This is a genomic window from Nocardia flavorosea NBRC 108225, from assembly GCF_001613385.1.
GTDB lineage: Bacteria > Actinomycetota > Actinomycetes > Mycobacteriales > Mycobacteriaceae > Nocardia > Nocardia flavorosea.
In genome coordinates this window covers 50,190-74,511 of the sequence record NZ_BDCG01000012.1, presented here as the reverse complement: position 1 = coordinate 74,511, position 24,322 = coordinate 50,190, and the positions used below count along the sequence as shown (strand labels likewise).

Below are 24,322 nucleotides of genomic sequence, written 5' to 3'. Positions count from 1 at the left end.
TTGCGGGCCCGGTGGCGTTCTCGGTCGTCCACTATCGACTGTGGTGGCCGAGCCGTATCCGGTGGTGCTCTAACCGGTCTGGGAACAGGGCGTCAATCTGCACACGCACTTGCCGGTACGCGCTTCGGTGGTGTGGTGTGCGAGGTCGACGTCCCGCCCGGTTGTTCACACTTCGGCGGGGTGGGTGTCCGGCGTGCGCGCGTCTGCCGGATCGGGATTCGCTGGGGGCGGCCGTGTCGGCGCGGTGTTGCGCCGGAGCCCCGATCATTCGATAATGACAATCATTTCTAGAAGAGTTCTTGCTGTCGACGCTCATCAGGCAGACCGACCGTGATGCCGAATGCGTCCCGTCGGCGGATGGCGGGAGCTTCGTGCAAGTGACGAACAGGAGCCGTGATGGGTGATACCGGGGCATCGCTCCAGATAGACGAAGTGGGGCGCGAAACCCGGGTAGCCGCGGCCGAACCCGGGGTGACGCCCGGCAATGCCCTGTTCCGGGTGACCGAGCCGGTCCGCGGGCGGCTCGGTGCCGCCATGGCGCTCGGTGCGTTCGGCGGCGCGGCCGGAGTAGCCGGTTTCGTAGGTCTGGCGCTCGCGCTCGGCGAGCTGTTCGAGACCGGCACCGAAACCGGCACGGTGGTGGCGTTCCTGGTGCTGGCCGCCGCCGGGTTTCTCGTTCGATTCGCTATGCGCGCATGGTCTTTCCTGCTCTCGCACCTGGCGTCCTTCGATCTCGAGCAGCGGCTGCGCAGCGATCTCGCCGCGCATCTCGGCCGGGTTCCACTGGGCGAGGCGCAGTGCCTGGGGTCGGGAACCGTGAAGAAGATCGTGCAGGACGATGTACGCGGCTTGCATATGGCGGTGGCCGATGCCGTGCCGCTGGCCGGTTTCACGGTGGCGCAGCCGATCGCGGCGCTGGTGGCGCTGGGGTTCGTGGATTGGCGGCTGTTACTGGCGGTCGCGTTGTTCCTGCCGGTGGTGTTCGTCGGGATGCAGTTGACGTTGCGGGATTACGTCGAGACCCGCCGCCGCTACGACGAGGCCAACGAAGCGATCAATGCGGCGACGGTGGAGTTCGTGCAGGGGATGCCGGTGGTGCGGACCTTCGACGACGGCACGGTATCGTTCCGCCGCTTCGTCGACCGGGTCCGGCAGTTCAATGTCGCGACCACCGCCTGGCAGAACAACAATCGCAGCGCAATGATCTTCGCCAACCTGACAGTGGCGCCCTTGCCCACCATCCTGATCGTGACCGCGGTGGGAATCTGGCTGACCGCGAACGGATCGATGTCGCCGGCGCAGCTGGTCGCGGCGATTCTGATCGGTACGCTTCCGGTGGAATCGGTCGTGCCGTTGATGAATCTGTCCAATCTGATCAATGATTCCAAGGCCGGCGCCGCGCGAATCGTCGAGATGCTCGATATCGAACCGATGCCCGAACCGGAGAACCCGCAGTCTCCCGCCGACGGCTCGATCGTGTTCCGGGACGTGCGTTTCGGATACGGCGGCGCGGATCGCGCCGCGCTGGACGGTGTGGACCTGACAATTCCGAGCGGCACGGTCTGCGCTCTGGTCGGGCCGTCCGGCTCCGGCAAATCGACGGTCGCTCGCCTGATCCCACGCTTCTGGGACGTGGATTCCGGCGAGGTACTCGTGGGTGGGGTGGACGTCCGCCGGATCGGCTCCGAGGAGTTGCTCCGGCATCTGGCGATGGTGTTCCAGGATCCGTTCCTGCTCTCCGACACCGTGCGGGAGAATATCCGGATCGCCCGCCCCTCGGCTACCGACGCCGAGGTCGAAGCTGCGGCGCGGGCGGCCCGAGCCCACGATTTCATCGACTCGGAACTACCTCAGGGCTACGACACACCGGTCGGTGAGCGCGGGGCGCGATTGTCCGGCGGGCAGCGCCAGCGCATCACCATCGCCCGGGCGTTGCTCGCGGACGCGCCCATCGTGATCCTCGACGAAGCGACCTCGTTCGCCGATCCCGAGAACGAAGCGGCGATCCAGGACGCAATCGCGGAGCTCACCCGCGGCCGGACCGTGCTCGTGGTGGCACACCGGCTGTCCACGATCGTCGACGCGGACCAGATCGTGGTGCTCGAATCCGGGCGGGTCACCGAATCCGGCACCCATACCGAACTGGTCGCCTCCGGCGGCCGCTACGCCCGGCTGTGGGAACATCACCAGCGCGCTCGCGGGTGGGGTCTCGGCAGCAGCCAGAAGAAGGAGGCCACGACCCGATGAGGCGAATTCTGGGGCTCATGCTGCTCGCCGCCGGCGAATACCGGGACGAGTTCCGCCGCACCCTGTGGTGCGCTTTTCTCGGTTCTGTCCTGCAGGCAGCCGCGTATGCCACGCTGATCCCGATTCTGTACGGGCTGAGCCAACCGGATATCGACACCACCGTGGTGTGGACCTGGTTCGGCGTGCTGGTGGCCTGCTGGGTGGCGCAGGCGGCTTTCCATTACGGGCAGCTCCGGTTCGAATTCGGCAGGTGGGCCGATGTACTCGCGGCCACCCGGATGCGGCTGGGCGACAAACTGCGGACCATGCCGCAGGCGGATCTCGAGCGCCGGGCCGCGGGAGATCTCACCACGGTGATGGGCAGCAATGTCGCCAACGCGACGATGAGTTCGTCCGGGATGGCGCTGTTGTTCATCCAGATGGTGACGGTTCCGGTGGTCATCGGGGGGATCATCCTCGTCGTCGACTGGCGCCTGGGACTAGTACTCGCGGTAGCGATTCCGTTCGCGGTGCTGTTCGTCCGGCGTATCCAGCAGATCACCGGAGTGGGTGCGCGCCGGGCCGACGCGGCCGATGCCGCGGCGGCGAGCCGGGTGGTCGAATATGTGCAGGGGCTACCGGTGCTGCGCGCGACCGGACAGATCGGCCGCTCATCGCAGCGGTTGGTCGAAACCCTCGACGAACAGAACGAAGCCATGTCGGGTATGCAGAAGCGGCTGACCTGGCCGGGCCTGCTGGCCTCCAGCGTCGTCCAGCTGTGCCTGGTGGCGATGGCCGCTACCGGAGCGGCGCTGGTTCTGGACCTGGACCTATCAGCGGCATTGCTGATCGCCGTAGTGGCCGCGGCTGTACGTTTCGCCGAACCGTTGTCGACCATGGCCAATCTCTCCTCGATTTTCGAGATCACCGATTCGGCGCTCGAGCGGGTCGGTGCGGTGCTGGATGCCCCGGCGCTGAACGTGAGCGACCCCGAGGCGCGGATCACCGCCTACGACATCGCCTTCGACGATGTGCACTTCGGATACCTCGAGGGCGGGCCGGTCCTGCGCGGAGTCTCTTTCACCGCTCCCGCCCGATCGCTCACTGCCCTGGTGGGTCCGTCGGGTTCGGGCAAGACGACGGTGACCCGGCTGCTGACCCGGTACGCGGACCCGGACAGCGGGACTGTGCGGATCGGCGGTCTGGACCTGCGCACTCTGGACCCGGTGGAGATCTATCGCAATATCGCGGTGGTTTTCCAGGATGTGTACCTGTTCGACGATACGATCCGCGCGAATATCGCAATGGCGGCACCCGGCGCCACCCAGGAAGATATCGAGGCCGCGGCCAGGGCCGCCAATGTGCACACCTTCGTGGAACGGCTTCCGCATGGTTACGACACCCGGGTCGGGGAGATCGGTGGTGCGTTGTCCGGCGGTGAACGGCAGCGCATTTCGATCGCCCGCGCGATCCTGAAGAACGCGCCGATCGTCCTGCTGGATGAACCGACCGCCGCGCTGGACACGGAAAGCGAGGTCTATGTCCAGGAGGCCATCGATGCGCTGGTCGCGGAGAAGACGGTCATCGTGATCGCGCACCGGCTCTCCACCGTGGTGGCCGCGGACCAGATCCTTGTGCTGGAAGACGGCGGGGTCTGCGAGCGCGGCACCCACGGCGAATTGCTCGCGCAGCAGGGGCGTTACAGTGCGATGTGGGAGGCACAGACGCGAGCACGGCACTGGCGGGTGACGGCCTCGGCCCAGCATGCCCAGTCGCTGGTTTCCTCGTCACCGGATAATCGGTGACGAGGGCACTGTCCGGCCGAGGCGGCGGTCATGAGCCCCACCGGAGTGTCTCCGGCATCAGGGACGACAGCATGCAGGGGATATCCAGGCTCCGGTGAAGTGCCCCCGGACGACACAACGATTGTGGACGAGTCATCGCAGGCCGCCGTCCTTACCCGGCGCCGGGATCAGCGGATGACTCGCGCCGGTCCGCGGTTTCCTGGCCGTACCGGTACGAGATACGGGGCGATACAGGCCAGTTTTTCGCAGGTCTCCTCGTATTCGCGGGCCGGTGTCGAGCCGGTGACGACACCCGCTCCGGCACGCAGCCAGCTTCGGCCCTCGCGTTGATAGACGGCGCGTAAGACCAGTGCGGCATCCAGGGCCCCGGTGCTGTCGGCGCGCACGACGGCGCCGCTGTAGAGGCCGCGAGTACCGGGTTCGAGGTCGTCGATCGCGGCGCAGGCGGATGTTTTGGGGATACCAGAAGCCGTGATGGCGGGAAATACCGCGGCGAGGGCGTCCCATGAGGTGCGGCCGGCGGGTAAGAGGGTCTCGACGCGTGACGCGAGATGCTGCACGCTGCCACGCTCTTTCACGGTGAGGAACTCGCTGACCCGGGTCGGGCTGCCGACACTGTCGAGTTCGGTGTAGGCCAGGCGCACGGAGGTGGCGTGCTCGTAGATCTCTTTCGGATCGGAAAGCAGATCGTCCCGCAGCTCACGGTCGCGTTCGGCGTCACCGGTCCGGGCCCGGGTGCCGGCCAGCGGCTGAGTAGTGACCAGCCCGGAGCCGTCGGCTTCGAGAACGGTTTCCGGGCTCACTCCGGCGGCTTGCCAGCCGCCGAAGTCCAGGAGGAAAGAACGTGCCGGGGTGTTCGCCCGGCGGACCGCGGCGTAGGTGGCGGGCATGTCCACCGCGAACGGCAGTTCTACTCGGCGGGACATGATGACCTTGTCGAATTCACCGTGGCGGATCCGGTCCAGTGCCTCCTGCACGCGCAACAGGTAGGCGGTGTCGACCATATCCACCGGCACCGGTGTGGGTGCCGGTGCGGGGGTGGAGGTATCGGGCATTTCCAGGTCGAACGGGGCGCCGTAGCAACGGACATGCACTGCGGTGCCGGTGATCTCGAGCTCGACTCCGGGCACCATGAAGTGGGCCAGGATGTCGTCCGGTTGCGCGGAATCCGGGCGATAGAGTTCGAAGCACGACCAACCATAGGCCCGCCATCGGTGCACCGGTGCCCGGTCGAGTGCGGCGTGAAGCTGTGGCCAGGGATTGCCGCTCCAGGATTCGGTGCGGTCGCCGCCGAGCGTGGTGTGCAATCGGTTGGGGCCGACGGTCACCGCGCCGATCGGATTCCCGGCCACATACCAGCGTCCGGGCTGTTCGTAGACGACATAGTCGGTGAGCTGTCCGGACGCCGCGAGGGTGGCTGCCAAGGTCAATGGGTCGGTGTTGTGCGGGTGCACGGTATGCACGTAGTCGTCGACGTCGAGTGTGGTGGGCCGGTTCATCGTGCTCACAATCGGGTTCGCAGGAGTTGCTGTCCGGTGGACGTCTCGGTCGCGGTCGCTACGGCGGGTCGCCGGGAGCCGGTCGTCCATCGGATATCAGCGGAGGTCGGGCAAAGGAGTCCTCGGTCCAGAGCGGTGCCCCGGTTCGGGTCCGAGCTTGTGGCGGGCCAGGATCGTGAACAGGGTGCTGCCGGCGATTCCGGCGCCCCGAATGGCGACGTCGCACTGGGCATCGGTCGGGGAGGGCATGGTCGAATTCCTTTGGGTGCTGATGTGTACTCGGTGCCGGCCACGGAAGCGGTGCCCGGTACACGCAGTGGCCGGGATCAGGGGCGCACCGGCAGGCGGCGCAGGCCGCGCAGGCCCATACCTGGGCGCCAGCGCAATTCGGCCGGAGGCACGGCGGTGCTCAGGCCGGGCCAGCGTGTGGTGAGGGTGGTGAGTGCGATGGCGACTTCGGTGCGGGCGAGCGCGGCGCCCATACAGTTGTGGATACCGCCGCTGAAGCCGAGATGAGGGCGGGGGCGGCGGTGGATATCGAAGCGATGTGGGTCGGTGATGTGGGCGGGATCGCGGTTGGCGGCGGCGGGGAACACCAGGACTCGATCGCCACGTTCGATGCGTCGGCTGCCGAGTTCGAGCGGAGCGAGTGCGAGGCGCATCGTCGCGGATTCCACCGGACCCCAGTAGCGCATGGTCTCTTCCACGGCGGGGGCAGCAAGGTCCGGGTTGTCGCGGAGCGCTGCCCACTGGGCGGGGTGGGTGAGCAAGGACAGGGTGGCGCTGGCGATGAGGCTGGCCGAGGTCTCGAATCCCGCGGCGACCAGCAGGCCGATCATGGCCATCAGTTCGCCGTCGGACAGGGCGTCTTTGCCGGACCGGGGGTGGACCAGCCTGCTGACCAGATCGTCGCCGGGGGTATCGCGTTTGAGGAGTACGAGATCGCGGGTGTAGTTCTCGAGCAGTTCGCGTAGAGCGGGGTCGGGGCCGGAGAGCGGGGTGGAAGCGGTTGCCGCGCGTACGGCGAGATCGTGCAGGCCGGTATGCCAGGTATCGGGGAAGCCGAGGATTTCGCCGAGCACGGTCAGCGACAGCGGGTAGGCGTAGGCGTGCAGAAGGTCCACTGTGCCGTCACCGTTTCGGGCGGCCTGCTCCGCCTCGTCCAGCAAGTGTCCGGCATGCCGGATCATCGTGGGCCGCAACGCGGTGACCGATCTGGAGGTGAACGCCTGCTGCGCGGCCCGCCGCAGCCGGGTGTGCTCCGGGGGATCGGCGAGCAGCATGGTGTGCGGTGGTTCCGGAATCTGGGCTCGTGCCCTGGCCGCGAGCTGCTTTTCGGAGAGGAGCGCGCGGGGATTGTTGGCCAGCCGGTTGTCGCGGAGCGCCGCGTCGGCTGCCGCGTATCCGGTGATCATCCAGAACCCCCGGCCCGGCTGCTCCGGTAGTTCGGCGAAGACGACCGGTGACTGCGCGCGCAGTTCGTCGTAGACGGTGTGGGCCCGTTCGTGGAAATCGTCGGCCAGGAGGTCGACAACGATCGGGCGGGACTTGTCGAGCATGGGTGGCGTTCCGTTCAGGCCGGTGTTGCCTCGATCAGCGAGTACGACGTGGGGAAGACGGTCGGATGGACCGCGGTGACCGAGAATCCGGCTCGGCGGCAGAGGTTTTCGTATTCGGTACGGGTGCGCTCCTGGCCGCCCATGTTGACGAGCATGCTGATATCGGTGAGGTAGGGCGCCGGGTCCGAGGTGTCGACCACATCGGGCAGTACGGATTCCACGATCAGCAGGCGACCCGCGGCAGGCATTGCCCGGTGGCACCGTTCCAGGATCGTGACGCAGCGCTCGTCGTCCCAGTCGTGCAGGATGTTCTTGAGTACGTAGATATCTCCGCCCTCGGGCACGGCGGAGAAGAAATCGCCGGCTTCGATGCGGCAGCGATCGGCAACGCCTGCCGCGGTGAGGGTCGAGGTGGCCTCGGCGACTCCGGTCGGTGAATCGAATACCACGCCGTGTACGGCCTGTGCACCGCGCAGGATCTGCGAGAGCAGGGTGCCGTCACCGCCGCCGATATCGATGACGGTGTGGTACCGGGTGAAGTCGTAGCTCACCGGAATCAGTTGTGCGATGGGCAGGCTGACCTGTCGCATCGTCGCGTTGAAGCGTTCGGACAGTTCCGGTTTTGTGGCGAGGAAGCTGAAGAAATCGGTGCCGTAGAGCCCTTCGAAGGTCGGCCGTCCGGTGCGTACCGCCTCCTCGGTGAGCTTCCAGGAATCCAGCAGGGCCGGATCGGTGAACAACAGCACGGCCGCTGCCTGGGAATCCGGTCGATCGGTGCGAAGGGGCATTCCCGCCTCGCCCAGCCGGAATATGCCCGGTCCGGCTTCGACGACGATCTCCAACGCGGCCAGAGCCCGGAGCAGCCGGGCGAGTGCGCCGGGATGGGTGCCGGTGAGCGCGGCCAGCTCGGGATAACCGAGTGCGCTGTCTCCCAGGTGATCGGCGAGCCCGAGGCGGGCGGCGGTACCGACGACTTGGGAGCAGATCGTACCGAACATCATATTCATGAGTCGTTGATGGGCTGCCATGCCTACTTCCTGTGCGTCACTGAAGTGCCTCGCCGCCAATGTGTTTCGCATCGCCGAACTTTTGAGGTCGCTTGACCGGACCTGTTGGCACGTCGTAGATTGTAGCACTATTGAAAATGGTTATCGTTTCCTAGTTGGGACTGTGATGCAGGAAGAGCTCCATTTGCCACTCGCGCGTACGACGAAAAAAGTGGACTGGGGCCACGACGGAGGGGCACTGCGGCAAGAAGTCGGCAAGCTGACGGGAGTCCCGGTGGACGCGCTGACAGACGACGCCGACCTGCTCGGCCTGGGACTCGACTCGGTGACCATCATGCGTATCTCCGGGCTCATGCGACGCGCAGGTACGCGGGTGGAGTTCCGGGATCTCGTGCAGAATCCGACGCTGGGGGCATGGCGGAAACTTCTGGGCGGCGGGCGGTCCGGCGCGCTCGCGGAGCGGGGTGCCGCCGACAGTCCGGTCGCCGTCGACGACTCGGCGCCCTTTCCGCTGGCAGTGATGCAACACGCGTTCTGGATCGGGCGTACGCAGACGCAGTACCTGGGCGAGGTGGCCGCCCACTTCTACAGCGAGTTCGACCACGCCGACGGTATCGACCCGGATCGGCTGGAGCGTGCGATGCGTGCCCTGATCGCGCGGCATCCGATGCTCCGGGTGACAATCGATGCTGCAGGTATGCAACGGGTAACCGAGCGCGGCTCGTGGCGCGGTCTGGTCGTGCACGATCTCCGGGAATTGCCCGAGCCCGAGCGTATTCGGCGCTTGGCACGGATTCGCGACACTCTCTCGCATCGGCGCATGGATATCGCGGACGGCGAGGTAGTCGATCTTCAGCTGTCGTTACTGCCGGGTGGGCGTACGCGGGCTCATCTGGACCTGGACATGATCGCCGGCGACGCGTTGAGCCTGCGGAATCTGCTCGCTGACCTGGCCGCGCTGTACGAGCACGGTCCCGCGGCACTGCCCGCGCCGGAATACAGCTACCGCCGGTATCTCGCCGACCGCGGCCGGAGCCGGGCCACCGCGAAGGAACAGGCCCGGCGCTGGTGGCAGGCGCAGCTACCGGAACTGCCCGCAGCGCCCGAACTTCCACTGCTGACCACCGAGGAGGCGAGCGGCGGGGCGCGGGTCGACCGGCGTCGGCACTGGTTGTCCCCGGATCGCGCGGCACGGCTGCGCGAACGGGCACAGCATGCCGGCCTGACCACTGCCGGTGTGCTCGCGACGGTTTTCGCCGAAACCATCGGTGCGTGGAGCGGTACCGATCGCTTCCTGTTGAACCTGCCCGCGTTCGACCGGGAGCCCTTGCATGATGACGTGGACCTGCTCGTCGGCGACTTCTCGAGTTCGGTACTGCTCGATGTGGACCTGTCCGCGCCGATGTCGCTCACCGAACGGGCACAGGCGGTGACCGGCCGGTTGCGCGAGGTCCTGGGGTACGCGGCATATTCGGGTGTCGAGGTGTTACGGGATCTGAGCCGGCGCAACGGTGGGGAGCGGATATTCGCGCCGGTGGTGTACACCAGTGCACTGAGCTTGGGTGAGCTGTACGCGCCCGCGGTCCGGAAATGTCTCGGCGACCCGGCATGGGCGATTTCTCAAGGACCACAGGTTTGGCTGGACGCCCAGGTCACCGAATTCGACGGCGGTATCCTGCTCAACTGGGATGCGCGCGTATCGCTGTTCCCGCCCGGATTGCTGGACACCATGTTCGACGCCTACGTGGGATGTGTCGAACTGTTACTGGACGACGACGGCGCATGGGATCGCCCGGCCCCGTGGCCGGTGACGGGCCGCCGGTACAGCGAGGTCGCCGCCGCGCCCGCCCTACCGCTGCACCAGCGTTTCTTCGTGCGGGCTGCCACGGATCCGGACCGGACCGCCCTGGTCACCGGCGGCGCCACAATCTCGTACGGTGAGCTGTCGGCACAGGCCAGGCGTATGGCAGGGCTGTTGCGGGACAAGGGGATCGGTCGTGGCGACAGTGTGGTTGTCACCTTGCCCAAGGGGGTCGATCAGGTCGTGGCGACCTTGGGCGTGCTCGCAGCCGGGGCAACCTACGTGCCCTCGGGGATCGATCTTCCGCCGGCGCGGCGCGCACGGGTCGCCCGCACGGCGGGCGCGCGCCTGGTCATCACCGACCGGGACACCGTGGCCGCGGGTTCCTGGCCCGACGATGTCGAACCGGTCTTTCCGGAACAGGCCCGTACTGCCGACCCACTGACCGAGAGTATCGAGGTCGATCCCGAAGACGCCATGTATGTCGTCTTCACCTCCGGCTCCACCGGTGACCCCAAGGGAGTCGAGGTGGCCCACCGTGCCGTCGCGGCCACCGTCGACGCCGTCAACAGCCGGTTCGGCATCGGCGCGCAGGATCGCACGATCACGCTGTCCGCGCTGGACTTCGACCTCTCCGCCTACGACCTGTTCGGGTTTCTGGCGTTCGGCGGCTCGGTGGTCGTGATCGACGAGGCGCAGCGTCGTGATGCCGCCGCCTGGGCCGAACTGATCCGCCGGTGGGAGGTGACCGTCGTCAGTGCCGTGCCGGCGCTGCTGGACATGCTGTTGACCGCCGCCGCCGACTGCGGGCTGGGTGACGCATTGCGAGTGGTCATGCTCGGCGGCGACCGGGTCACCGTGGACCTGCCGCAACGGTTGCGCCGGTTGGTTCCCGACTGCCGGTTCGCCGGACTCGGCGGGATGACCGAGGTAGCCATCCATGCCACCGTATGCGAGGTCGGCACCGTCGACCCCGGCTGGTCGAGCGTGCCGTACGGGGTTCCGCTACCGCATGCCGGCTGCCGGGTGGTCGACCGGCACGGCCGGGACTGCCCCGACTGGGCGGCAGGGGAACTGTGGGTTACGGGGCTCGGGCTGGCACACGGCTACCGGGGCGACCCGGAGCGCACCGCCGAGAAGTTCGTCGAACACGAGGGGATCCGGTGGTACCGGACCGGTGACCTGGTGCGCTATCGGCCCGACGGCACCCTCGAATTCCTCGGCCGTATCGACCATCAGGTCAAGATCCGCGGCCACCGGATCGAACTGGGTGAGGTCGAAACGGTGCTGGCCGCCCATCCCCGAATTGCTGCCGCGGCCGCCGCCGTGCTCGAACACCCCACCAAGTCTCTCGGCGCTGTCGTCGTGGGTGCCACCGATGATCTCGACGACCTCACCGACGACGCATTGCGCACCTGGCTCGGCGAACGGTTGCCCCCCTATATGATTCCCCGCCGGTTCGTCCGAAGCGCGGAACTCGCCATCACGCGCAACGGCAAGATCGATCGGGACGCAGTCCGCGCCACCCTCGCCGCTGCCGTGGACAGTCACCACGGCAGCGCCTCCGGTGAGCCTCTGACCGGCATGGAGCGGGTCGCCGCCGATACGTGGGGCGCAGTTCTCGATATCGAGAACATCCGGCGCGACGACGACTTCTTCGCCCTGGGTGGCGACAGTCTGCTGGCCACCCGCCTGATTCGGCGACTGGCGGCCGAGGGGGTGAGGGGGGCTGATCTGGCGCACCTGTTCACCGCGCCCACGCTCGCCGCATTCGCCGCGACCCTGACTGTCGGCACCGCCACGGAGAGTGCGGAGATCGTGCCGGACCCGGAGCGTCGGTACGAGCCGTTTCCGCTGACCGATATCCAGGCCGCCTACTGGCTGGGCCGGTCGGACAGCTTCGATCTCGGCGGGATCGGCGCGCAGCTCTACATCGAATACGAGTGGCGCGGTGTCGACCCGGCGCGGCTGGAAGCCGCCTGGAATCGGGTGATCGACCGGCATCCGATGCTGCGCGCCGTGATTACTGCGGACGGCGCGCAGCGGGTCCTCGCCGAGGTCCCGACATACCGGATACCGGTGGTCGAGGGCCCGGTGGCAGATGTTCGTGACGAAATGTCGGAGGGCTTGCTCGACGCCGGCAGGTGGCCGTTGTTCGATATCCGGGTCGTGGACGACAAGGCAGGCACCCGGGTCTGCGCCGCTTTCGACACACTGATCGCCGATGGCCTGAGTGCGCTGGTGCTGCTGTCCGAGTGGACGCAGTTGTACGCGGAGCAGGGTCTCGCGTTGCCCGAACCGGGACTGGAATTCCGCGACTATGTGCACAGTTGTGCGCCATCGGAGGACGAGGTCCGGGCGGCCCTCTCGTATTGGCGATCGCGACTGCCGGAGCTGCCGCCCGGCCCGCAGTTGCCCTTGCGGGTGTTGCCGGCGGTGGTGCAGCGGCCGCGGTTCGTGCGCCGGGAGGTCCGGCTGGACGGCACTGTCTGGAGTCGGATCGCCGCGCGGGCGCGGGCATTCGGTGTGACGCCGAGCGTTGTGCTGCTGGCGTGTTACACGTGGGTGCTGGGGAGTTGGAGCGCGCAGCGTGAGCTGACGGTGACGCTGACCCGGTTCGATCGCCGCGATGTGCATCCCGACATCATGCGAGTTGTCGGCGATTTCAGTTCGCTGCTACTGGTGGCTGATCACCCTGCGGCGAACGAGAGCTGGTCGGCGCGGGCGCGGCGGTTGCAGGAGCAGTTGTGGAGCGATCTGGACCACCAGCAGGTTTCCGCGGTGAGAGTACTGCGTGAACTGGCTCGCGACAGCGAAGTGCCTGCCGAACCGGTCCCGGTGGTGTTCACCTCCATGCTCGGTGTCGACGACGAGCTGGCGCGGTCGGTGCGCTGGCCGGACTTCACGCGGACACAGACTCCGCAGGTGTGGCTCGACCATCAGGTCATCGAACTCCCCGACGGGTTGTTGTTGAGCTGGGATTCGGTCGACGAGCTGTTCCCCGACGGGATGGTCGAGGCGATGCTGGCCACCTACCACCGGCTGCTGTCACGGCTGAGCGAGGCGGATTGGGAGCAGCCGCTCGACTCGGTACTGCCGGTATTGCCGCCCGATCAGCAGGCTGTCCGCGACCGGGTGAACGACACGTCCTGGCCCGAGGCACCCGGCGCACCCGCCTCCGCGGTACACCCGGAGGAACGCCGGAGCGGTTCGGATCGCCTGCTGCATACCGCGATGTTCGAGATCGCTGCGGTAGACCCAGGCCGCACAGCGCTTGTCGACGGCGGTACGACAGTGTCCTTCGGTGCGCTCGCCGAACGTAGCCGCCGCATCGCGGCACTGCTGATATCGCATGGTGTCCGGCCCGGTGATGCGGTAGCGGTGTGCGCGGCGCGGGGCGTGGCGCAGGTGTCGGCGTTGTACGGGGTGCTGGCTGCCGGGGCGGCGTATGTGCCGGTCGCGCGGGATCAGCCGGTGCGGCGGCGGGCCGCGATCCTGGAGCAGGCCGGGGTCTCGGTGGTACTCACCGACGACACCGCCCGATTCGGCACCCCCGTGCAGCGCAACAATGTGAGTGGAACCGCCGAGTTCGCCGATGACACCACCCGGGACGGTTCCGGCGGTGTCGCCGGCGCTGTTCGTTCCGATGGCATTGCGAAAGTTGCCGGTTCCGAACCTGTCCCCCGAGGTTTCTCGCCGAATGGTGACGGTGTTGCCGGAGGGCGTATCGGCCCGGCCGGGTCCGGCGGTGCCGCCGAGGTTGCTACTACGGCCGGGCGCGTCGGTTTCGGTGAGTACGTTTCCTCGGCCGGTGCCGGTGCCGGCCGTGCCGACGGTGATGGTGTCGCCGGAGCCGGTGTCGGAGCCGGTGGCGATGTGGACCGAGAGGCCGATACGCGGGCCGGTGCAGTGGCGGTGGTGGCGATCGCGGACGCAGCGGAGCAGGAGCCCGCGGCGGTATATCGCGGGGGTGGAGGCGACCTCGCCTATGTGATCTTCACGTCGGGTTCGTCCGGTACCCCGAAGGGAGTCGAGGTCGAGCACGCGCAGGCAATGAACACTCTCGACGATCTGCGGGGACGCTACGCGCTCGACGCGAACGACCGGGTACTCGCCGTGGCAGCCGCCGATTTCGATCTGTCGGTTTTCGACCTGTTCGGTGTGCTGGGCGCCGGTGGTAGCGCGGTGATCGTCGCGGATGAGGACCGGCGTGATCCGGGCCGGTGGCTCGAGCTGGTGGGCGAGCACGGTGTGACGGTGTGGAACACGGTGCCGGCGATGCTGGATATGCTGCTCACGGTGGCCGAAACCGGGCCGGGGCTGTCGCCGGCGCTGCGGTTGGCGCTGGTGTCCGGGGACTGGATCGGATTGGACCTACCGGGCCGTCTCGCGGCCCAGGCGCCGGGGTGCCGCCTGATCGCTCTGGGGGGTGCCACCGAAGCGGCGATCTGGTCGAACTATTTCGAAGTCGAGTCGGTGGACCCGGAGTGGACGTCGATACCTTACGGCCGCCCGCTGCGTAATCAGCAGTTCCGGGTGGTCGACGACACCGGCCGGGATCGGCCCGACTGGGTACCGGGGGAGTTGTTGATCGGCGGCGCCGGAGTCGCCCGGGGGTACCGCGGCAGCCCCGCCCTCACTGCGGCGGCATTCTTCGATGACGACGGGACCCGGTGGTATCGGACCGGTGATCTGGGCCGATACCGGCCCGATGGGGTCCTCGAATTCCTGGGCCGCGCCGATCGCCAGGTGAAGATCCGCGGGCATCGGGTGGAACTCGGTGAGATCGAGCAGGCCGTCACCGCTCACCCCGAGGTCCGGCGGGCAATCGCGCTCGCGGTCGGGGAAAGAACCCAGGCGCGGCTGGTCGCCTTCGTCGAACCCGGGCTGCCCGGAGACCTCGCGGGTTTTCTCGCCGACCGGATTCCGCCGGGCTGGGCCCCCGAGCTGATCGCATTGCCGGACCCGCCCCTGACCGGCAACGGGAAAATCGACCATGCCGCCTTGGTACGGCGAGCCGCAACTGCGACCGTCGCAGGCAAAGACGAAGCTGAACGAAACGAGCCCGTCCGCCCGGGGCCGGAGACCCGGATCGGTCAGATCTGGCAAGAAGTCCTCGGCGGCGCTCTTCCGGACCGGAAGGCCAATTTCTTCGGCGCGGGCGGTGATTCGCTGTCCGCGACCCGGCTGGTGAGCCGCCTTTCCCGTGAACTCGGCATCCGTGTGACCCTGCGCGAATTCTTCACCGACCCGACCATCGCCGGACTCGGCCGCCACCGGACCGAGGCCGAGACCGCCGTACCGGGTGAGCAGTTGCGCAGGCTGTTCGCCGCCCCGCAGGCAACGGCCGATATCGCACATCGGCTGGATCCGTTCGAGCTGACCGATATCCAGGTGGCGTACTGGCTGGGCCGGTCGGACGATTTCGATCTGGGCGGTATCGGCGCACAACTCTATTTCGAATACGACTGGCCCGGACTGGACGTGGATCGTTTGGAGCGTTCCTGGAACCGGGTGATCGAACGGCACGCGATGATGCGTGCAGTGGTCGGCGCCGACGGTCTACAGCGGGTCCTGGCCCATACTCCGGAGTACCGGATCCCGGTCATCGATACCAGCGGCGATTTCGAGGGCGCGGCCACGGCCTTGCGGGCAGAGATGGCCGGCGGAGCTGTGGATGCCGCCACCTGGCCGCTGTTCGATATCCGGGTCGTGCGTGCGGGCGAGAGGTCCCGGGTCTGCGTGGTCTTCGACAGCTTGGTCGTCGACGGTCTGAGCGCCCTGGTGCTCATCTCCGAATGGACACGCTGGTATACGGACCCGGCGCTCGTGATGGAGCCGCCGGCCGTCGACTTCCGCGACTATGCGATGACCTGTGCGCCGTCGGAAGACGAGGTGCGGGCGGCGCTGTCGTATTGGCGTGCACGGTTGCCGGAGTTGCCGCCGGGACCGCAGCTGCCGTTGCGGGTGCTACCGGCAACGGTGCAGCGGCCCCACTTCGTCCGCCGGGAGGTCCGGCTCGATCCCGCGACCTGGCATGGCATCGTTTCGCGTGCTCGAGATATCGGTGTGACACCGAGCGTGGTGTTGCTGGCCTGCTATACGTGGGTGCTGGGGAACTGGAGCGCTCAGCGTGAGCTGACGGTGACGCTGACCCGGTTCGATCGCCGGGACGTGCATCCGGACATCATGCGAGTGGTAGGGGACTTCAGTTCACTGCTGCTGGTCGCGGATCGCCCCACCGGCAACGAGAGCTGGCGGGCGCGTGCCCGGCGGTTGCAGGAACAGTTGTGGAGCGATCTGGACCACCAGCAGGTGTCCGCGGTTCGGGTACTGCGCGAGCTCGCCCGCGACAGCGCCGTACCCGCCGAACCGGTACCCGTGGTGTTCACGTCCATGCTCGGGGTCGACGACGAGCTGGCGGGGGCGGTGCGCTGGCCCGACTACACGCGGACGCAGACACCGCAGGTGTGGCTCGACCATCAGGTCATCGAACTCCCGGACGGGCTCCTGCTGAGCTGGGATTCGGTCGACGAGCTGTTCCCCGACGGACTCGTCGGCGATATGCTGGCCGCCTATCACCGGCTGCTGACCCGGCTGAGTGAGATCGACTGGGAGCAACCGCTCGACGCGGTACTGCCGGTGCTCCCCCCGCATCAGCGGACGATCCGCGACCACGTCAACGACACCACTCGGCCGCGGCCCGAACACGAGAAGTTATCGGGCAAACGCCCGGCCGAGGGCACCAGGAGCTCCGATCCGGTTCGGCAGTTGCATACGGCGATGTTCGATATCGCCGCGGCCGATCCGGACCGCGCGGCCCTCGTCGACGGTGATACGACGGTGTCATTCGGTGCCCTCGCCGAGCACAGCCGCAGAATCGCCGCATTGCTGGCCACGCATGGTGTCCGGCCGGGTGATGCGGTCGCGGTGTGCGCGGCCCGGGGTGCCGCGCAGGTGGCGGCGGTGTACGGGGTTCTTGCTGCGGGAGCGGCGTATGTGCCGATCGCCGGGGACCAGCCGGTACGGCGTCGGAACGCGATCCTGGAGCAGGCCGGAGTCTCCGCGGTACTGACCGACGACACCGGCCGATTCACCACCACTACGCATCCCGGCGACACCGGCGACTATGACGAGCTCTCCGAGCGCACCCCGCTGATTCGTTCCGGCGACCCTGCCGAAGCCACTGACACTGTTCGCTCCGACGGCATTGCCGGAGGCGCCGGTCCAGCGCGTGTAGCCGCCGGTTTCGCACCGAATGGTGGTGTGGCCGAAGGGGGTGCAGGCCCGGCCGGATCCGGCGGCGAGAGTGCCGATGCCGATCGAGCGGCCGGACCGCGGGCCGGTGGGGTGCCGGTGGTGGCGATCGCGAACGCACGGCAGCACGAGCCCGCGCCGGTATACCGGGGCGGTGGCGCCGATCTTGCGTACGTCATCTTCACCTCGGGTTCCACCGGCGTCCCGAAGGGAGTCGAGATCGAGCACGGGCAGGCGGTGAACACGCTTCTCGACCTGGAAGATCGCTACGAGCTGGGCGAACGGGACCGGGTGCTTGCGGTGGCGGCTGTCGATTTCGATCTGTCGGTGTTCGATCTGTTCGGTGTGCTGGGTGCCGGTGGGAGCGTGGTGATCGTGCCGGACGAGGATCGGCGTGATGCGGAGCGCTGGCTCGAGTTGGTGGGCGAGCACGGTGTGACGGTGTGGAACACGGTGCCGGCGATGCTGGATATGCTGCTCACGGTGGCCGAATCCGGGCCGGGGCTGTCGTCGACGCTGCGGTTGGCTCTGGTGTCCGGGGACTGGGTGGGGCTGGACCTGCCCGGCCGCCTCACCGAGTTGTCCCGGAATTGCCGTCTCGTCGCGCTGGGTGGTGCTACGGAAGCGGCGATCTGGTCGAACTATTTCGAAGTCGATTCGGTGGACCCGGAGTGGACGTCGATTCCCTATGGCCGGCCGTTGCGTAATCAGCAGTTCCGGGTGGTCGACGAGAACGGCCGGGATCGGCCCGATTGGGTGCCGGGGGAGTTGCTGATCGGTGGTGCCGGAGTCGCACGGGGCTACCGGGGCAGGCCCGACCTCACTGCGGCCTCGTTCTTCGACGATGGTGGGACTCGCTGGTACCGGACCGGCGATCTCGGCCGGTATCGGCCCGATGGTGCGCTCGAGTTTCTCGGTCGTGCGGATCGTCAGGTGAAGATCCGTGGTCATCGGGTGGAACTGGGGGAGATCGAGCAGGCCATCACCGCTCATCCGGAGGTTCGGCGGGCGATCGCGCTCGCGGTGGGGGAGCGCGCGCAGGCGCGGCTGGTCGCCTTCGTCGAACCGGAGGCACCGGCCGATCCGGCGCGGCTCCCGGACAGTCTGCCCGGCTTCCTCGCCGGCCGTATTCCCGCCGCCTGGGCCCCCGAACTCATCCCACTCCTCGAGCCGCCACTGACCGGGAACGGAAAACTCGATCACGCCGCTCTGGTGCGCCGAGCCGAATCAGCCGCCGGCCCAGCGATTTCCGAGTGCAACGAGCCGATTCGTCCCGGGCTGGAGACCCGGATGGCGCAGATCTGGTCGGAGACGCTGGGTAGTGGGCCGGCCGATCGGCATACGAGTTTCTTCGGCTCGGGTGGTGATTCGCTGTCGGCAACCCGTCTCGTGGGCCGCCTCACCCGGGAACTGGGCATCTCGGTGACGCTGCGCGAATTCTTCACGACTCCGACTATCGCCGGACTCGGCAAAAACCAACCGCATACCGGTATCGATCTAGAAGAAGGTGCTTTGTGAACGTCCCCGGCCTGGTAAACGATCTACGACAGCGCGGAGTTCAGCTCTGGGGCGACGGTGAGCAATTGCGTTTCCGAGCTCCCCAGGGTGTGCTGACCGCCGAGCACCGGGAAACGCTCGTGGCGAACAAGCCCGCGGTCCTGGAGTTCCTCGCTCGGGATCAGGCGATGATCAGCGTGTCCGCCGATTCCGCTGCCGCGCACGAACCGTTCCCGCTGACCCCGGTCCAGCAGGCCTACCTTGTCGGCCGCGATCCCACCTATCCGTTCGGTGGTGTCGCCTGCGCCAGTTACCTCGAAATATCCTATGCCGGTGCCGAGCCAAGGAGCGTCGAAGCGGCCTGGAACGCACTGGTTCGCCGCCACGACATGCTGCGGGCGACCGTGCACGGCGACGGCTACCAGCAGGTCGCGGCGACCGTGCCGTACTACGAGATCCCGGTGACCGACATCCGAGGCGACGAGCCCGCACAGGTCGGCCTCGTGCTCGACCGGCAACGCGACGATCTGCTGGGCCCGGCGGGCGCCCCCGATACGTGGCCGTTGTTCGCCCTGCGCATCACCCGCACCGACACCGCGTGCGTTCTGCACGTGCTGGTGGAATTGCTGGTGGTGGATGCCGCGAGCCTGCACATGCTGCTGGCCGAACTCGACGAACTCGTTCACGAGACCGGCAACGAGAGGGTGGCGCGGCCCGCACCCGGGATCGGATTCCGCGACTACGTCCTGGGTGTACAGCAGTTGCGTAACGGATCGCGCTACCAACGAGATCGTGACTACTGGCACGAGCGGATCGACAGCTTGCCGGCCGCGCCGGAGCTGCCCACCCGGGCGGCCGAGGACGGTAGCCGAGTCGACGCCGACCCCGCTTTCGACCGGCTGCACCACTGGCTGCCGGGCCCGGTGCTGGCCGGTTTGGCCCGCAATGCGACCCCGCACGACGTCACGCCCTCCGGTGCGGTACTCGCCGCCTATGCCGAGGTCGTCGGGCGCTGGAGCCGGAAACGGCAATTCACCCTCAATCTGCCGGTGTTCAACCGGCTTCCGGCGCATACCGAGATCGGTGCGGTACTCGGCGATTTCACCTCGGTCAACCTGCTCGGCATCGACCTCGACGCACAGGACACTTTCGCCGAGCGTGCCCGCGGTATCGGTACCCAGTTGTTCACCGACCTCGATCATCGGCTCTTCGACGGTGTCGAAGTACTCAGCGAACTCACCCGACGCACGGGCAATCCGGTCCTCATGCCCGTCGTGTTCACCAGCACTCTCGGTAGCGGCAATCCCGACGCGCCGCCGAACCGGGGCCGGATCCTGCGTGGACTCACCCGCACCCCACAGGTATGGCTCGACTGCCAGGTGACCCCGTACGACGACGGCCTGATGATCGCCTGGGACGTGCGCCGCGATGTCCTGACAGGCGATACCGCCGCCGAGGCATTTACCGCATTCGTGGAGCTGATCATTCGATTGGCCGATATGCCCGCCGCGTGGACCGAGCAGTATCCGGTCGCCCTGTCGTCCGGGCAGCAGCGCTGCCGCGACAACTACAACGACACCGCCGCCGGCACAGCACCACGTATGCTGCATCAGCCGATTGTGGAACGAGCGGAAACGGACCCGGCCGCCCCCGCGGTGATCCACCGGGACACCGTCCTCGGCTTCGGCGAGCTGCGCCGCCGTGTCGCCGCGACCGCCGCGGCCCTGCGCGAAGCCGGCGTTCGCCCAGGGGACCGGGTGGTTGTCCTGATGGAAAAGGGGCCCGAGCAGGTCGTTGCCGTGCTCGCCACATCGGTGGCCGGCGCCGCCTACGTACCGATCGCGGTGACCCAGCCGATGGCGCGCCGCCGGCGAATCATCGACCGCGCCGGTGCGACGGTGATACTCACCCAATCCTGGCTCGGCGAATCCGGCCAAACCCCCACGACCGCACGGTCCGTGGCCGTGGACCGGTTGACCGGCATCGACACCCTGCCCGAAGTGGCCGGCGACCCGGACGCCCCGGCCTATGTCATCTACACCTCCGGCTCCACCGGAGAACCGAAGGGTGTCGTCGTCACCCACCGGGCCGCGGCGAACACCCTCGACGATATCGGCGAGCGCTTCGCCCTCACCTCCAGCGACCGGGTACTCGGCGTCGCGAGCCTGGCGTTCGACCTGTCCGTATGGGATATCTTCGGTGTGCTCGCGGCCGGTGGTGCCGTGGTGCTTCCCGAACAGGACCGCGCGACCGACCCTTCGCACTGGCTCGAACTGGTACAACAGCATTCGGTCACCCTGTGGAACAGCGTCCCGGGCCAGCTGCAGATGCTGCTGGATGTTCTGGACTCTCTGCCCGATTCGGGGGCTTCGGGGTCGGCTGGGCGGCTACGCTCGCTTCCAGCACCGGGCCGGCCCTCCGCCGCCGGGCCCGGAGGCCGTGCCGAATCGCTGCGGCTGGTACTGCTCTCCGGTGACTGGATCCCCCTGGATCTGCCCGGCCGGATGCGCGCGAACCACCCGGATCTGGCCGTGGTCGGACTGGGCGGCGCCACGGAGGCCGCCATCTGGTCCATCCACCACCCGGTGGGCGATATCGACCCGCAGTGGCGCAGCATCCCCTACGGCTCACCCTTGCGGAACCAGACCGTGCATGTGCTGGACACCGCCCTGCAAGACTGTCCCGAGTGCGTCACCGGTGAGATCTATATCGGCGGCAGTGGCCTGGCCGAGGGATACCTGGGCGACGACGAGCTGACCGCTCACCGGTTCATCCGGCATCCGCGAACCGGTGCCCGGCTCTACCGCACCGGAGATCTCGGCCGCTTCCACCCGGACGGCCGACTCGAATTCCTCGGCCGCGAGGACACCCAGGTCAAGATCCGCGGACACCGGGTCGAGCTGGGCGAGATCGAATCGGCATTGCGCCGCCATCGGGCCGTGGCCGATGCCGCGGTGGTGGTGAACGGCCGGGGGCCGGGGGTGCGGTTGCTCGGTTTCGCCGAGATCGCCTCCGATGCCTCCGCCGCTCAGGATCTCGGCGAGCAGGCCGCGGCCGATGTGCTCGCCACCGCCGAGAAGGCGGCCACCGCGGCGCAGCAGGAAGTCGACGGCGAATCCTTCGTCGCGCTGATGCAGGCAGTCGACGAGATGGCCATGCTGTCCATCGCCGCCCAGTTGCGCAGTGGGGGGTTGTTCGGTGATCGCGACCGCTGGCACGACCTCACCGAAATCGCAGCGGCCACCGGTGTTTCCGAGCGTCAGCACGGCCTGCTGAAGCGCTGGCTGGCGGCCCTCGCGGAGGGGGGAGCGGTGGTGCACGATCCGGACACCGGCCGTTACAGCGACCTGATCGCCGCCGGACCCCGTGCTGTCGAGGCAGCGTGGAAACGGATCGACCAGCTGGAGGAGATCGTCGGCTACGGCAGCGAAACCCTGTCCTATATCCGTGCCTGTAGTAGCCGGCTGGACGATCTGTTGCGCGGTGCGCTCGATGTGCGCGAATTGCTGTTCCCCGCGGGGAAGCCCGGTGCCGCGCACGCTGTCTACCGTACGAACCTGGTGGCACGCAGTTCCCACCGCATCGTGATCGATACGGTGCGCGAGCTGGCCCGGCAGTCGCCGCATCGGCTGCGGATACTCGAAGTCGGTGCGGGTATCGCCGGCACCAGCACCGATCTGATTCCCGCGCTCGCCGAGTTCGAACCGGACTACCAGTTCACCGATGTATCGGAGTACTTTCTCGGTGAGGCCCGCAAGAAGTTCACGGACTATCCGTGGGTGCGCTACGGACGCTTCGATATCAACGCCGCTGCGCCGGCTCAGGGGCTGCGGCCCAACTCGGTCGATATCATCCTGTGCGCGAACGTATTGCACAATTCCGTCGACGCCGATGAGGTGCTCGCACGGCTGCGCGATCTGCTCGCACCGGGCGGCTGGCTGGTATTCCTGGAACCCACCCGGCAGCACAACTACGCGCTGCTGGTGTCGATGGAGTTCGAATTCTTCAGCGAACTCACCGCTTTCACCGACGTCCGCGCGGGTACCGGGCAGGCGTTCTTCACCCGCGATCAATGGCTGCGCCAACTCGATACCGCCGGCGCCGACCACGTCCGGGTGCTGCCCGCCGAGAACACTCCACTCGCCGCCTCCGGACAGGGCGTATTCCTCGCCCGGTTCAAAGGCGAGCGCCACACGGTCACCGAAGAACAGCTCATCGAACACGTCTCGGCCCTGCTGCCCGATCATATGGTGCCGGATGAGATGACTCTTCTGGACGCGCTGCCGCGCTCGGCGAACGGCAAACTCGACCGCGCGGCACTGGCCGGACGGGGGACCGCGGCCTCCACCGGCGACGACGCGGATTCCGCCTACATCCCGCCCGCCGACGAGATCGAAGAGCGGATCGCGCAACTCTGGCAGGAAATGCTCGGTGTCCCGAAGGTCGGCCGCGACCAGAACTTCTACACCCTCGGCGGCGATTCGCTGCTGCTGTCACAGATGGTCGGCAAGCTTCGCGACCGGGTGCCCGAGGTCGCCGATATCGAATGGCAGGAACTGCTCCGCGATATGTTGCGAAACCCCACCGTCGCCGCGCTGGCCGCCCGCCGCCATCGCGCACAGACACCGGCGGCGCCGGCGGCTCGGCAGACGGCGGTGCGGTCGCTGGGTGGTGAACCCGGGCACGGTAACGGCACCTGGGTGCTCGTGCACGGCGGCACCGGTACGTTGTCGCCCTACGATGCGCTGCTTCCGCATTTGCGGCAGGCGCACCCCGGTCCGCTGCTCGGGCTCGAAGTCGCCGATCCGGCGAAATACCTGGATCTCCCGGCCGATACCGTGATCACCAGGCAAGCCGCCGACTATGCGAAGGAGTTGGTCGAACACGACCGGCGCTTCCGGATCATCGGATACTCCGTCGGAGGCCTGCTCGCGGCCGAGGTCGCGCGCAACCTCACCGAAGCAGGCGCGGCGGTGGACGAGCTCACGGTGATCGGCTCCTACCAGCCGCCCGCGGTGCACGACGAGCTGGTGACCGAGTACGTTTTCGCCCAGTCCCTCGGTATCGCCCCGGCCACAGTCGGATTCCCGGCCGACGCCGAAGAATTCGAGGCCGCGCTGCGCACAATCCTGGCGCGCACCCCGGACCGGGTGCCCGCCGGCGCCCTCGCCGGGTTGAACGGCGAGGCGGCGACGCTGGCGCCGAAGCTCCGGGCGTTGGCGGCCGTCCCGCGCGCGGATCGTGTCGCGGCGTTGTACACCGCCGCCACTTCGGGGACCGGACCATACCGGTCTGGTGACCTCATGCTCGAGGAGTTCGGCAGGCAGTTCGATATTTTCGCGCACAATCTGCGGGCGATGGGCGCCCATCGGGCCGAGCCGTACTTCGGCCCGATACGGGTGCTGAGCAACAGCGGGACCGCGACTCTCATGGGTACGCGCGCGGAAGTGGACCGGTTCTGGTCCCGGATCGGGCTCGGCGCTCTCGTCATCTCCGATATTCCCGGCGACCACCTCACCAGCATGTCCGCGACCCATGCCGCCGAGGTCGCCGCCCAAATCATCGCGCCACTCCCGGCGTAGCGAGCTGCCGGCGTCACCGTCGGTCCGAAAGATCACGAGAAGGATTCATGACCGAGTACGAAGAGCCGGCCGCCGGTCCGGCACCGGCG

At 67.7% G+C, this 24,322-nt stretch carries 6 protein-coding genes and 1 pseudogene; 4 read left to right on the top strand and 3 right to left on the bottom strand.

What is annotated here, in order from left to right:
* The first annotated feature begins 396 nt into the window (after window positions 1–396).
* Both NFL01S_RS13295 and NFL01S_RS13290 read left to right on the top strand, forming a co-directional pair.
* Window positions 397–2,247, top strand: coding sequence for an ABC transporter ATP-binding protein (locus tag NFL01S_RS13295; RefSeq protein ID WP_084492656.1), 1,851 nt, complete (start codon window positions 397–399; stop codon window positions 2,245–2,247).
* Window positions 2,244–4,031 (top strand): ABC transporter ATP-binding protein, encoded by a 1,788-nt coding sequence (locus tag NFL01S_RS13290; protein WP_062974972.1) that lies wholly within the window; start codon window positions 2,244–2,246, stop codon window positions 4,029–4,031. The genes NFL01S_RS13295 and NFL01S_RS13290 overlap by 4 nt, the downstream gene beginning before the upstream one ends.
* Window positions 4,032–4,198: 167 nt before the next feature.
* On the opposite strand, the gene NFL01S_RS13285 is transcribed toward NFL01S_RS13290, so the two are convergent.
* From NFL01S_RS13285 to NFL01S_RS13275, 3 genes are all read right to left on the bottom strand, one after another.
* Entirely contained in the window at window positions 4,199–5,530 is a 1,332-nt protein-coding gene (locus tag NFL01S_RS13285; RefSeq protein WP_062974970.1) for a salicylate synthase, read from the bottom strand.
* A gap of 326 nt (window positions 5,531–5,856) precedes the next feature.
* Window positions 5,857–7,089 carry a cytochrome P450 family protein gene (locus NFL01S_RS13280; protein WP_062974968.1) on the bottom strand — a complete coding sequence of 411 codons (1,233 nt, stop codon included), beginning with the start codon at window positions 7,087–7,089 and terminating at the stop codon, window positions 5,857–5,859.
* Window positions 7,090–7,103: 14 nt separating this feature from the next.
* Window positions 7,104–8,117: a methyltransferase gene (locus NFL01S_RS13275; protein ID WP_063915935.1), complete on the bottom strand. Its 1,014-nt coding sequence runs from the start codon at window positions 8,115–8,117 to the stop codon at window positions 7,104–7,106.
* 217 nt (window positions 8,118–8,334) lie between these two features.
* Here NFL01S_RS13275 and NFL01S_RS34410 point away from each other — a divergent pair.
* Window positions 8,335–18,672, top strand: a pseudogene (locus NFL01S_RS34410) (non-ribosomal peptide synthetase); the annotation flags it as partial.
* Entirely contained in the window at window positions 18,669–24,233 is a 5,565-nt protein-coding gene (locus tag NFL01S_RS13265) for a non-ribosomal peptide synthetase (protein ID WP_063915934.1), read from the top strand. The pseudogene NFL01S_RS34410 and the gene NFL01S_RS13265, both read left to right, overlap by 4 nt.
* The last annotated feature ends 89 nt before the right edge of the window (window positions 24,234–24,322 follow it).

Coding starts and splice junctions, on each gene's coding strand:
- NFL01S_RS13295 (WP_084492656.1), top strand. CDS start 397: ATGGGTGATACCGGGGCATCGCTCCAGATAGACGAAGTGGGGCGCGAA.
- NFL01S_RS13275 (WP_063915935.1), bottom strand. CDS start 8,117: ATGGCAGCCCATCAACGACTCATGAATATGATGTTCGGTACGATCTGC.
- NFL01S_RS13290 (WP_062974972.1), top strand. CDS start 2,244: ATGAGGCGAATTCTGGGGCTCATGCTGCTCGCCGCCGGCGAATACCGG.
- NFL01S_RS13280 (WP_062974968.1), bottom strand. CDS start 7,089: ATGCTCGACAAGTCCCGCCCGATCGTTGTCGACCTCCTGGCCGACGAT.
- NFL01S_RS13285 (WP_062974970.1), bottom strand. CDS start 5,530: ATGAACCGGCCCACCACACTCGACGTCGACGACTACGTGCATACCGTG.